9 protein-coding genes are annotated in these 12,544 nt (G+C 57.5%); 4 read left to right on the top strand and 5 right to left on the bottom strand.

From position 1 onward, the window contains the following. Positions 1–220: 220 nt before the first annotated feature. From ACTX90_RS07395 to ACTX90_RS07405, 3 genes are read left to right on the top strand one after another with little or no spacing between them, the layout of a single operon-like run. The gene (locus tag ACTX90_RS07395) at positions 221–847 is read left to right on the top strand and encodes a hypothetical protein (RefSeq protein ID WP_443443673.1); all 627 of its coding nucleotides are present in this window, start codon (positions 221–223) and stop codon (positions 845–847) included. Next, positions 844–1,317, top strand: a complete 474-nt coding sequence (gene pssD, locus ACTX90_RS07400) for a PssD/Cps14F family polysaccharide biosynthesis glycosyltransferase (protein ID WP_368733724.1) — start codon at positions 844–846, stop codon at positions 1,315–1,317. Before ACTX90_RS07395 ends, pssD begins: the two co-directional genes overlap by 4 nt. Beyond that, positions 1,314–1,889: a glycosyltransferase gene (locus tag ACTX90_RS07405; RefSeq protein ID WP_161449424.1), complete on the top strand. Its 576-nt coding sequence runs from the start codon at positions 1,314–1,316 to the stop codon at positions 1,887–1,889. The genes pssD and ACTX90_RS07405 overlap by 4 nt, the downstream gene beginning before the upstream one ends. Before the next feature lie 6 nt (positions 1,890–1,895). Here the strand turns inward: ACTX90_RS07405 and ACTX90_RS07410 are convergent, their stop codons facing one another. From ACTX90_RS07410 to ACTX90_RS07430, 5 genes are read right to left on the bottom strand one after another with little or no spacing between them, the layout of a single operon-like run. After that, positions 1,896–2,816 (bottom strand): glycosyltransferase family 2 protein, encoded by a 921-nt coding sequence (locus tag ACTX90_RS07410; protein WP_443443676.1) that lies wholly within the window; start codon positions 2,814–2,816, stop codon positions 1,896–1,898. Beyond that, complete coding sequence (locus ACTX90_RS07415; RefSeq protein ID WP_443443678.1) at positions 2,809–3,633, bottom strand: YveK family protein; 825 nt, start codon at positions 3,631–3,633, stop codon at positions 2,809–2,811. Before ACTX90_RS07415 ends, ACTX90_RS07410 begins: the two co-directional genes overlap by 8 nt. Then, the gene (locus ACTX90_RS07420; RefSeq protein ID WP_443443679.1) at positions 3,630–4,499 is read right to left on the bottom strand and encodes a sulfotransferase family protein; all 870 of its coding nucleotides are present in this window, start codon (positions 4,497–4,499) and stop codon (positions 3,630–3,632) included. Before ACTX90_RS07420 ends, ACTX90_RS07415 begins: the two co-directional genes overlap by 4 nt. Continuing rightward, on the bottom strand, positions 4,492–5,715 hold the full coding sequence (locus tag ACTX90_RS07425) for a hypothetical protein (protein WP_161449428.1): 1,224 nt from the start codon (positions 5,713–5,715) through the stop codon (positions 4,492–4,494). The genes ACTX90_RS07420 and ACTX90_RS07425 overlap by 8 nt, the downstream gene beginning before the upstream one ends. Further along, positions 5,712–6,980, bottom strand: a complete 1,269-nt coding sequence (locus ACTX90_RS07430; RefSeq protein ID WP_161449429.1) for an O-antigen ligase family protein — start codon at positions 6,978–6,980, stop codon at positions 5,712–5,714. Before ACTX90_RS07430 ends, ACTX90_RS07425 begins: the two co-directional genes overlap by 4 nt. A gap of 616 nt (positions 6,981–7,596) precedes the next feature. Between ACTX90_RS07430 and ACTX90_RS07435 the strand changes: the two genes are divergently transcribed. Next, positions 7,597–12,408, top strand: coding sequence for a PKD domain-containing protein (locus ACTX90_RS07435; protein WP_443443682.1), 4,812 nt, complete (start codon positions 7,597–7,599; stop codon positions 12,406–12,408). The last annotated feature ends 136 nt before the right edge of the window (positions 12,409–12,544 follow it).

Consider the following 12,544-nt stretch of genomic DNA (forward strand, 5'->3'; position numbering starts at 1 on the left):
TTTCCGGCGGTGAGTTAAGCTGCCCAGCTCACCCTCTATCCCCGTGAATCATCACCGACTAAACTGTTGTTACCGGTGTGAGCGGGAACATATTTCGCAATGTCTTATTGGGGGGACCGGCGTGAACAAGGTTTTGGCATGCGCTGTAGCAGTAGTATGCGTGGGGGCACTGGTTAGTTGCTCCAATGGATCGAATACAAATTCATCCGATGGCACGTCGATGACGAAAGAAGCCAGCGGCCTTGAGTCGTCACCTGGACCAGACAGCAAATCCCAAACTGGGAGCGGTTCGGGGCAGGACTCCTCAGATCTGACCACGGAGGGGGCCGATTCGGGAGATGGCGGAGGAACGCCAACACCCGAGCCGCAAGCGGATCCTCTGGAACAGCTAGAGTTGAACGACCATGGCAATGAGCAGGTAGACAAGGGCGAATCCGCGATCTTTCAGGACCTGTCTTCCGACGAAGAATATGCAAAGTTGACAGCCACAAATGTGCGAACGAACTTCAAATGCACGGCCGACGACGCACCGGAAAGTATCAATGGCCAGTACGTGGCGCTCTCCTTCGATGTCAATGCCTTCGACGCCCTGAACAATTCGGGATTCACGGAGCTGTACTTTTCCGTCCATGACTTCCGGGCCTGGGACGGCGATGGAGAAAAAGTCATCGATGTTGTTGGAAATGCAGAATCCTGTATATCAGAAGACGAACGGATCCAAACACCAATCCTGCCCGGAAACGAAGCTTCAGGTCTGGTGGTATTGGATGTTCCCGAAGGAGATGGTAGCGCCAGCTTCACGCTTGGCGGCTTCGAAGGAGCCTACGGTTGGGAGTGGTCCTGGTGAGCGAGAAAGCACAGAACGAAATGAAGATCATGTTCGTTACTTCACCTGGTGGGCATCTTGCCCAGCTGTTGCCACTGCGGACCTGGTGGGAGCAGCATCACCGGTCCTGGGTGACGTTCAAGCGTCCCGAGGTGGAAACGGCGCTTGCCGATGAACAGGTCACGTGGTGTTACTGGCCGACGACCCGCAATATTCCAAATGCGATCAAAAACCTTGTCCTCGCAGTGAGAACTTTGCGGCGCGAGCGTCCCGACGTCGTCATGTCCGTTGGAGCCGGAGCCAGCGTCCCCTTTTTCATCATTGCCTATATCATGGGTATTCGCACCGTCTATATGGAGTGCTTTGACCGGATAACAATGCCGACTCTTAGCGGGCGAATTTGTTATCCGATCTCGGATCTATTCTGCGTCCAGTGGGAGGAACAGAAGAAATACTATCCGGAAGCTGTGAACATTGGAGCGGTGCTGTGAACGAGATCAAAAGCTATGACCTAGTTGTATCCGTAGGCACCGACCACCACTTGTTCAACCGACTGATTGATTGGATCGATTCGTGGGCTGCTGAGCAATCTGATGCGCCCACAGCATTCGTCCAGCATGGTGCCAGCCGAGCAGCCGCCTTCGGTACAAATCGGGACCGCTTGCCACGGGCAGAGCTGCTGGAGATCTACCGAAATGCCCAAGTTGTCGTGGTCCAAGGTGGCCCGGGATCAATTTTGGATGTGCGCGAGGTCGGGGTGATCCCGCTGGCAGTGCCCCGCGTACCAGAGTTGAAAGAAGTTGTTGACGGACACCAGATTGAATTTACCCGAGTAATGGCCGAGCATGGCAACGCGGTCTTCGTTGATTCCGAGGATGAATTGCATCGCATGATTGATGAGGCATTCGCGAATCCTGCCGGCTTCCGTACGGAACCAAGAGTGGCTGCGCCCCAGGCAGCTGGCGAGGCGCTGGCCACCGAACTGGACAAGGTCAGGGTACGCAACGATCGCTCGGTGCGCACCCTGTTCCGCAAGATCCGGCAGATGGCCACCGGGAAATAGGCTGTGTCAGATACCTCGTCCTCGCTCGTTGAGCCGATTGACAACCCACTGGGAGTTCAAAGCACCACTGGCTACACCGAGGGCGAGGTATCCGCGCGGTTGGCGCCAGTTCAGTCGGATCGACTGAGCCGCAGCTTTCACCCCCTCACTCCGTTTGCCTCGCAATGAAGCCAGGGCAAATGCGCGCTGTCCCTGTAGCCATGAGGCAGTATGCTGCGAGGTTAACAGCTCAGGATGCTTGCCGATCAGGTAATTGATGCCAGCCTCCATTGCTTCCCAGCGCCGTGAAAAGTAGGAGCCTCCTCGGTGCCACAGCACGTCCACGGCTGCTCGGGGCAATACCATGATCCTGCCACTCTTGGCCGCACGGATCAGGAGGTCATAATCTTCTCCGTAACCGTAGGGGATAGACTCATCTACCAGACCGAGTGTATTGACAAGGAAGTCATGGCGAAAGACGTAACTAGATGGATGGGCGCCGGTCATCCTGTCTCGAGTAATATCCTCGGAATGGATTTGGGTACCCTGAGGCACTCGGGTGATCAGCTTATCCCCGTAATGGATCTCGATCCCGGCCACACAGCCGTCGGCGTCTTCCTCCAGAATGAGCTGGACTTGCTCGTGCACTTTGGACGGCTTGAATGCGTCATCGTCGTCACAGAAGGCCACTAACTCTCCGGTTGCGGCGAGGATCCCGGAATTCCGGGCACCTGCGAGGCCGGGGGAGCGCGTGTTGGTGCGAACCGTAACGCGCCGATGTGCATCACCCCCGGCCAGAGTGTAATCAGGGGCGTGGTTGTCGTAAACGACCTGTACCTCGATATCCCCTGGATAGTCCTGATTGCGAACGCCATCCAGTGCTTGACGCAGAAGTTCGGGACGATCTTGTGTCGCAATCACGACGGTGACAGTGGGATGGCTAGCCATGGAGATCCACCTTTTCCCTTTCTATGAGTTGTTGCACTTGCTTGCGCTTCCGCAGGTGCCGTGGGGCGACGATCGACGATGCGACCAGCGCCAGACCCAGTGCGGATGCCAAGAATATTGCCCGGCCGCGGCGATTCGCCTCGGTGGGCATTACGGCTTGGCGCGAGACGAATCCGGCCGACGGCGGCAGGTTGTCAATGGCAGAAATCGCCGCCTGTGCCTCGGCCAGTTCGACACCCAATTGTTGTGCCAGTTCCCGACGCTGCAGGCCCTCCAGTCCGGAGCTGCCAATGGACGCCAGCTGCGATTGTAGCGACAGTTCAGTTTCTTCCAGCTCTTTCCGCGATACCTCGTTCTGCTCCGTTAGCCGTTGCAAGCGGGCTGACAGGAATCTCTCGGTCAACATCGTCACTGCACGGTAGGCGAGTCGTGCGTCGGGATTGGAGACTTTTAGCTGCAAAAGACGGGAATTGATCAACGGATCGATGGACAGGTCATCAAGCAGTCCCGAAGAACGACCCGGATAGTCTAGGAGGCGTGCAGTCTCTCCTAGTACCGCGTCCGAATACAGAATCTGTACTGCCGAGTCGATCGAGACATCTGACTGGGTGTCTGCGTTCGTGCTGCCGGTCACGGCGATAACCACTACGTCCGTGCGCGCGGTGAACTGAGGCGTTTGGGCCAAGAATGCTCCGGTCGCCACCGTAATGGCGATCAGGAAGCAAGCCACGGTACGTCGCCAGGAGCGCAATGGCCGGCGCAAGGTCGAAGCAAGCGTTTGACTTTGATCCTGGCCGTGCAACGCGAAGAGTGTCATAACATCCAGCTCGGTCGGTAGCCCAGGTAGTCGGCGAGTTCCTCGTTGTCTTCGTCGTAGCCAGATACCAGTGCAGCACGCAGATCCAGATCCAGCTCACCGCTGGGCCGTGCATTGGAATGCACGATTTCGTCGGGTCGCCATGGATCCAGACCGATTTTTTGAAGAAGGTCGTCCCAGCCCTGAAGGCCGGGGCGGAAGAAGGCATCCGAATCCAGCACTGTGAGCTTGCCTGGGCCTAGTGCTGCTTCGGCTCGGCGCAACTGCCGGGCGTAACGCCCGCGGGCCACATACCCATAGTGCTGGTGATTGTAGGACTGGTAGGTGGGGTCAGCGATGATCCGATCTTCCTCGCCGTCAAGCCGCTCGTCCTCGGCAGCAAGTGCCTCGGTAAAGGAAAGCGTCTCAAATCCGCGACCTCGCTCTTGCTTATAGGCGGAGAACGCCCGTTCCACGGGGTCCCGCAGCAGCACAATCACTTGGGCTTGCGGGGCGACCTGGGCGATACGCTCCATCGCCAAGGGGTGGAACAGATAGTAGGGGCTGGCTTCCCCGCTGACCAACTTGCGAGCTCCCGGGCGGGACAGCGGGAAGTGCGCTGCGTAGAAATTTGAACCCCGAGCGTAACGGTCGGCGGTGTCGAAGAAGTGGATGCCCTTGTTCATGACCGGCGGTTGCACTTGCGGGTGGCGGGCCAGCATTCTGAACAAGCTGGTTGTAGCGCAACGCTGGGCACCGGCAATGATGAACGCAGGGGACAGGCGTAGCCCGGCGGTCATCTGCCCCAACCCGAGCAGGGTCGTACGGGCCAACTGCCGTGCAGAGTATTTCAGGGTGTCTTCGACAACGAATTCCTGATTAGACATTGATAGTTCCTCCTTGGGTCAACGTGAGCAGTTCCCGGGCCAGACGTAGGTGCCCAGCCCCCAATGCAAAGGTGTCCGTGACGTTGTACTTGGCACCGTCAGCGATGAACCTCGTCGCTAGCGCGGCCAGGTACATGAGCGGCAGCAATTGAAGGTGCTCGTCATGATGTGCCAGGTTTCCTTGCAGGCGCAGGACGCCTGCCCGCAGATCGGGCGCGCCGAATGCTTTAATCGCTGCAGCCGCTGTCGGATTAGCACGCAAGAGTTCGTGGACGGCAAAGTGGTACAGATCCAGCCCGGCGGGCATGTCGCCGCTGAAGCGTTCCCAATCCCAGACGAACAAGTTCTGGCCCTGCCGGGCCATATTCCAGGGACCGAAGTCTCCATGCGCCCCGCCAAAGCGCACGGGAATGGTGGGAAATTTCTGAACGAGATCCGAGAGCAATATTTCAATCTCGCGTGCTTCGGGAACTTGGACGGCACTCAGGGTTTCGCGCAGGCCTGTCATCCAGGGTGAGCCGTCAACCCAAGTGCTATATGTGCTGGCGGTGTTGACGATCGCTTCGGCCGCACTGGCCGGCAGCCACAGGCGGCGCTGTCGCACATCAGGTCGCAGCGCGCTCATCACCAGTAATGGGTTGCCACCGAAATCTGCCAGCGCGATGGGCCGGGGAGCGCGGAACGACGGATTATTCTGCCTCTGGACGGCCAATAGTGCCTGATGCTCGTCGTTGATCAACTGGGATGCCAGTTCACCGAGTCCGAGCTTGGCGAATCCAATTTCCTCTCCATCCGTGGAAAAGACGGAGAGCACAGGCTTGCGGTTCGCCCGGGCCGACCCTGTCATCAATCCGAGTAGCACTGGTTGCCCAAAGATTTCGGAAAGGGTCTGTTCGATGGAATCGCTCGAGTCGTGGATCCCGATCCCCGAGGGCATCAAGACCTTTCCCCAGCGCCTTTGCAACAAATATCCCAGGGCAGTTCGCCTTCCGGTATGGACGAGGGTGTCCGATGCACAGGGCCGTTGAACTGTCAGCGAGGCCGCCGCTGCAGATCCGGCAGGTACAGCCAACCGCGGGTTGGCCCCAGAGGGCACGAACCTGTAGCCCTGTGCTTCGGGGTCCAGGCGTTGCGTAAAGCTAAGGCTCGCGTTCGGATAAAGATGACGTAAGGTGCCTACCATCGTGTCGAGTCGTTCGCTGGTCACAGATGTCATTGGTTGCCGAGCCCTTTCATCGTCAATTCGTTGTCGGGATTAGCCGCGTGCCGCCACGAGATACCGACGGCGATCATTAGCAGGAAGAGTGAAGTAGTCATGATGTCGTATGTCGGAAGGACACACAGGTAGAAAATTGCCGGGTAGATCATGGTTCGATGCACGGGATGACGAGCGCGTAGAACCGGTCCGAAATGCTTGGTAAAGAACACGAAAAACAAAATCGTGCCGAGGATTCCTGTGCAGAAGATCAGAAACCACAGGCTGCCCTGCGTGCCCAGTTGTGGCGGGTTGCACTGGTGACAGTCGGCAGTTGCGCCGGCAGCTATGGAGAAGAAATTACCCTGGCGAGTCCGAGTGGAACCGAAGCCGATAATCGGTGAGTGTTCCAGAACGACCTGGATTGTATATTCGGCGAGGTTGGTCCGTCCGCTATTACTATGCGGATTCTCCAATCGCGTTTCGACGATATCCCACAGCGGTGTATAGAGCAGGACGAGTGCTCCGCCGAGTGCAGCGAAGAGCGTGGTCGCCAGCGCCATGAACCGTCCCGACAAGGCAAGGCGGATGAGCATAAAAAGGCCCATTGCTATCAACCCCAGCCACATGGCCCGGTTCAGAGAGAGTACAGCAGGTGGAATCGAGGCCAGCAGTCCAAACCAGAGTAGTGTCCTAGCTACGGGTTTAGTCGCGTATCGGAACGACAACAAGTAAAACGGAAGTAGGATCCCGAAATTTGCGCCCCAGGAATTCGCATAGTCGAATGGAGCCATCGGGCGGGGGCTATCATAACCAAGAATGTCCTGTACTTGCGCCAGCCCCGGATGAATCTGTGATTGCACAAAAGTAACGGAAGATATTGATTTTGGCAGCAGTATTTCCAATACAGACGGGAAATCTAATTCGCTCAGGAAAATTCCTGCGTAGCCGCCCATGACTGTGTACATGAACAGGCTTCCAAGTGCCAAGACTAAGGCACGGTCTGGCAAAAGGCGTCGAGAGGAGTTTCCGATGAACAACATGACGGCCGTTGCGGCGAGCATCCATAGGATTCGAAACGCCCAGCTCAAAATCCGGGATGGGCCGGATTCCGACATGAGCCCAGGCACCGGAACCCACAAAGTGAGTACGCCGATGAAGGCGACACCTAAAAACAGTGACCAATAGATAAATCCAGGGGGCACCTTGATGCTAGGCAGTTTCAAAAGGTAATAGGCCAGAAGACCCCCGACAGCTAAAAAGCCGAAAGTGCTCAGGCCGAGCAACCACCAAAGTGGAAAGCTGAAGAAAAAGACCAAAAGTGGCCATGACGCATTACGCGTTGGCCACCCGGATGCCCGCGGCGAGCGCAAAGCACCGGAGGCCACGCGGGATCCCCCAAAGCTACGTGGCATCATCGGTTTACATCCCCAGTTCAAAACCGATTATCGGAAACAGCGAATTCCCAATAAATTTCAGATGTCAGTCAGCGTATCGCTCCGTGTCGGTGCTGGGAAGGTCTCGATCGGGTCAAAACGTGAATTCTCGACTTTTCCAAGTAGTTTTATCTGAGAACAGGTATGAAAATACATCTATCCCAAGTGGTTGTCCCGCAGTATTGAGAACTGCTCAATGACCTGAAAATCTGAGGTGAACTTCCTGAATCTCACCTGATTACCGATTTGACCTGCGTGGACGCTATTAGCAAAGGGCGCTGACGGTTCTGGTTCGCCCAAAGCCTGGGAGAAATGTTTATAGGTAGCCAGAGACAATTTCGGGTACACCTGTCGCTGGTTCCCTGTTCTTCCCCGTCGTGCTCCTCGTGATAATTGGGGAAGTGGTCGGAGCTCATTCCGGTTCACGCTATTCAAGGCACATCTCGGAGATGGCTTGGGGGAGCAAATGAAGATCAAGAGAATTATCGCAGCCGTTGCCAGCGTGGCAGTGGCTGCGGGCATAGCTGGGCTATCGGCTGTGCCAGCGCAGGCCTCGGAACAGGAGTACAACTCAGTTGTGTCTTCGTCGCCGGCATCTAACACGCCGCACGTCCTGGACGGCATTGTTTTTTCTGTAGCAGAGGTTGGGGACCTCATTGTCCTGGGCGGTTCGTTCACTCAGGTGCAGGCGGCAAATGGTGGACCGGTACTTTCCCGTAATCGGATCGTGGCGTTTAACAAGAACACGGGTGCAATTAGCACTGGCTTCGTACCAAATTTTAACAGTACCGTGCGTTCCGTTGTGGCTTCGCCCGACGGGAACTCTGTATATGTGGGGGGGCAATTTGGCACTCTGAACGGCGCTTCAGTACCGAAGGTCGTGAGGCTGAACACCGCGAACGGTGCCCGTATCACGCAGTTCAATACGGGCAATATTGATGCGGTCGTCCACGACTTGAAGCTCGTCGGTAATCGTATGTTCATCGGTGGCGAATTCGCTACCGTGCGAGGCCAAACCCGTACTGGTTTGGCGGAGGTGAATGCCACGACGGGCGCCTTGTCGGACGCGACGAATGTGGTATTTGCTGGAACCCACAACGGCGGAAGCACCTTCGTCCACAAGTTCGACGTCAGCCCAGACGGTAAGACTCTAGTCGCCACAGGTAATTTTTCGACCATTAATGGTCAGGACCGTGTTCAAGTAGGCGTGCTAGACCTCTCAGGGGCGAACACAGTGGTGGCTGATTGGCATACAGACCGCTGGAAGCCCATGTGCTATTCAGTTTTCGCATATTATCTGAATGATTTGGATTGGTCGCCCGATGGAAGCTATTTCGTCCTGTCATCGATGGGCGGATACGGCAGTGGGCCACCGACCCTGTGCGACACGGTTTCACGGTGGGAGGCCGACGACGCTGGTAACCAGATCAATCCTGCGTGGGTCGACTACACGGGCGGCGACAGTGTCTACGCAGTGGAGGCAACTGGCGAAACTGTGTACTACGGTGGGCATATGCGCTGGATTAACAACCCCTTCCGCGCTGATGCCGCAGGGCAGGGTGCGGTAGACCGTGAAGGCATCGGGGCGCTGAATGCCAGCAACGGCATGCCGATCGACTGGAACCCAGGACGTGACCGCGGTAGAGGTGTGTTTGACTTGCTCGCTACCTCGCAGGGACTGTGGGTGGGTTCGGACACCGACCGGATTGCCCGTTACATCTACCGTGGACGCATTGCGCTCTTCCCTTTGGCCAACGGATCTCAGATTCCGCAAGCAGACGAGGTGGAGTTGCCAGTAGACGTATTACAGGCTGGCGCTTCAAATGGCCCGACCGATCCCCGGTATCTGTACCGATTGAACACCGGCGGTCCAACCTTGTCTGCAACGGATTCGGGCATTGACTGGATTACCGACAACACGGCCCCCGGCAGTAACTACCGGACATCAGGCAGCAACGTTGCCAGCTATGAAGCTGTAGGTTCACTGGATGGATCGGTGCCACAAACGACTCCGATCGGTTTGTTCTCCGACGAACGCTGGGACGCAGCAGGCGGCAATCGGCTGGAATATGCCTTCCCTGTGGACAACGGAAAGAACGTCCAAGTGCGCATCTATCTGGCTGACCGCTGTAACTGCACAACCGCGCCCGGCTCGCGAGTCTATGACGTGAACGTCGAGAACCAGCTCGCGTTCGACAACGTGGACATCAATGCCAATCCTGGACACAACATCGGAACGATGATTAGCAAGAATGTTGTCAGTGACGGCAATATTAACATCTCGTTCGATCATGTGACGGAGAATCCTGCGGTCTACGGCATAGAAATCGTGGATCTGGATGCGCAAGCTCCAGTGGAGGACAGCACTGTTCCCGAGGTCTACTTCGATGGCAGTCAATCCGCCTCGAAGGGGGCAACCGAGCTGAGCAGTGATGTTGGCTGGGAGCAGGTACGCGGTGGATTCATTGGCGACGGCAAGGTCTATCTCGCTATGTCCAACGGAACGCTCCAGGCGCGCAATTACAACGGCGCAAGCTTAGGCGGAGCGACATCGCTTGAGCTATACGGTCTGACCAACTTCTCAAGCGAGATCCAGCAGATGACCGGGCTCTTCCTGGCCAACAACCGGATCTATTTCACGCTGGCGGGGGACGCCAACCTGTATATGCGCTATTTCGACCTGAGTAGCCAGATTGTAGGCGCACAGCGTTTTACAATTGCATCGGCCGCCTCGTCGGGCATCGATTTCAGACAGGTTCGCGGCATGTTCCTGATCGGCGACACGATGTACTATGCGACGCCGAACGGTGCATTGAATGCTGTGGATTGGGCGCAAACTGCCACGGACGGAGCTCCGAATGGTGCAACGCGGGTAGTAAGTAACCCAGATGACAACGGCGTATTCTGGGCGGCCAACGCTCTGCTGGCCATGGACAGTGATGGTGCGCCACCGTTGCCCAACCAGCCCCCTACCGCTGTTGCCGGGGGAGACTGCACGGGCTTGACTTGTAGCTTTACCGGCAGTGGATCGAATGATCCGGACGGTGATATTGCAAGCTATGCTTGGCAATTCGGCGACGGAGAATCCGGAACGGGTGAAGTCGCCGAACATAACTACGCTGCTGCGGGAACCTACACTGCTACGCTGACGGTTAGTGACGCCGACGGGGCTACCGCCACAGATGAGGTCACCGTGGAGGTCACCGAACCACCGAATGCTGCGCCTGAAGCCGCGATCACCACGACATGTGATCAGCTGGCCTGCTCTTTTGATTCAGTCACCTCATCGGATTCCGATGGTGAGATTGTGTCGTGGGCCTGGACTAGTTCAGATGGTGGCTCCTCTTCGGACGCGATCTTTGAACACGAGTTCGCTGCGGCGGGAACTTATCAAGTTACGCTCACCGTCACGGATGATGACGGGGAGACCGACAGCGTCGAGGTAGACGTGGAAGTTTCCACCACGCCGAATGAGCTGCCGACCGCAGCGTTTAGTGTGGACTGCGTCTATTTGTCTTGCACCTTCGACGGCACGACTTCCTCGGATCCGGATGGTACCTTAACCGGATACTCGTGGGAGGTTGATGGTAGTGCGGTGGCCACAGGAATGGCGGCGACGTACGTGTTCGGGGCCGAGGGAACCTACCAAGTGACCCTGACGGTAACGGACGATTCTGGGGCGACCAACGCTATCACCCAACCCGTGAGCGTAGTTGAAGACACAGGTCCGACGCCGGGCAATGAAGTCGCTTTCGTGAACTCTGCGGCGAACCCAGGCACGGCTACGACTCAGTCGCATTCTGTTGGCATCCCTGGTGATGTTGAGGAAGGTGACCTGATGATTGCGGTGCTCTCGCTTAACAGCGGCAGCAACAATATCTCCACCCCCAATGGATGGGAGCTACGCGCAGGCGCAGCAACCACTTCGATGAGCGGTGCCGTATTCTCCAAAGTAGCTACGGCGGGGGATGCCGGCAGCACACTCAGCGTAAATGCTGGTACTTTGGCCCGTGGGTCGCTGGTCCTTTCTGCGTATCGAGACGCGACGGTGCAGGCCGCATCCTTCGCCATGCAGGCTCAGGTTGGATCGGCAGCTGGGCATACCACCCCTGAGCTGGCTTCGGCACCGACCAGTTGGCTGTTGTCCTACTGGGCGGACAAGACGGGATCGACCACCAGCTGGTCGGTTCCGAGCGGTGCTACTGCACGCCAGACCGGTGCGGGAACTGGCGGGGGCCACCTCTCGTGGCTGCTGGCCGACTCGAACGGACAGGTGGGCAGTTCCACTGCTGGAGGCCTGACTGCTACTGCCGATTCCGCCACGGCAAACGCCGTGATGGCCTCGGTGGTGCTGGCAGCCACGCAGCCTTCGGGCAATAATGCAGATCCAACCGCTTCGTTCAGTGTCGATTGCGAGTTTCTCTCTTGCTACTTTGATGCCAGTGATTCAAGTGACCCGGAAGGCGCCTTGCTTGAGTATGTCTGGAGTGTAGACGGGGTGGAAATCGCTCAGGGTCTGACCGCCACCTACCAATTCCCGACAGCCGGAACCCATTCGGTGGAACTGACGGTCTCCGACCCTCAGGGCGGTTCGGATTCCGTCAGCCAGGAAGTGGAGGTTTCTGAAGACACTGGCACCACGCCCGACGCCGAGGTGACATTCGTGGATTCAGCCGAAAGCGGTGGCACCTCAAGTGCCATGACGCATTCGGTGGCGATCCCGGCGTCGGTCCAAGCAGGCGATCTGCTTGTCGCAGTCTTCTCCACTAACCAGTATTCGGAAGCCATCAGTGCACCGAGCGGCTGGGAACAGCACGCGCAGGCGGCAACGGCCTCCATGCAGTCGGCGATGTTCTCCCGGGTGGCTACTGCCGCAGATGCAGGGGCCACGCTCAACGTGACCTCCGGAATCTACGCTCGTGGCACGTTGGTGGTCTCCGTCTACAGGGATGCGCAGGTCTCCGCGGCCTCGTTCACCATGGAAGGAGAGACATCGTCTAAGGCAACCCACGTGACGCCGGAGGCGACGGCAGTCGCGGGGGACTGGGTATTGTCCTACTGGGCTGACAAGTCGGCCTCGACTACGGCCTGGAGCATTCCTTCCACGCAGGCGGAGAGGCAAACTGGTGCTGGGGCCGGCGCGGGTCATCTTTCCTGGATGCTTGCGGATTCCGGTGACGAGGTTTCTGCAGGCACGGTGGGCGGCCTGACCGGAACTGCCAACTCCAGCACCGCCAACGCTGTAATGGGTACGGTGGTGATTTCAGCGCAAGAATAGCCGAGCGGCGTGGCCAGTAGATGGAGCAGGCCCCGGATGCTGAATTCAGCGTCCGGGGCCCTCTCGCGTCAGGAACATGAAGTTTGAGTGGACGTGAGGCCCGGTCAATGCGAAAATGTGGTCGGAAACATATTTG

The sequence above is a fragment of the Glutamicibacter soli genome (genome assembly GCF_052322135.1).
Taxonomy (GTDB): Bacteria; Actinomycetota; Actinomycetes; order Actinomycetales; family Micrococcaceae; genus Glutamicibacter; species Glutamicibacter soli.

What these genes read in the sequence shown, in the direction of transcription:
- ACTX90_RS07395 (WP_443443673.1), top strand. Translation starts at nt 221, where the DNA reads ATGACGAAAGAAGCCAGCGGCCTTGAGTCGTCACCTGGACCAGACAGC.
- ACTX90_RS07410 (WP_443443676.1), bottom strand. Translation starts at nt 2,816, where the DNA reads ATGGCTAGCCATCCCACTGTCACCGTCGTGATTGCGACACAAGATCGT.
- ACTX90_RS07415 (WP_443443678.1), bottom strand. Translation starts at nt 3,633, where the DNA reads ATGACACTCTTCGCGTTGCACGGCCAGGATCAAAGTCAAACGCTTGCT.
- ACTX90_RS07420 (WP_443443679.1), bottom strand. Translation starts at nt 4,499, where the DNA reads ATGTCTAATCAGGAATTCGTTGTCGAAGACACCCTGAAATACTCTGCA.
- ACTX90_RS07425 (WP_161449428.1), bottom strand. Translation starts at nt 5,715, where the DNA reads ATGACATCTGTGACCAGCGAACGACTCGACACGATGGTAGGCACCTTA.
- ACTX90_RS07435 (WP_443443682.1), top strand. Translation starts at nt 7,597, where the DNA reads ATGAAGATCAAGAGAATTATCGCAGCCGTTGCCAGCGTGGCAGTGGCT.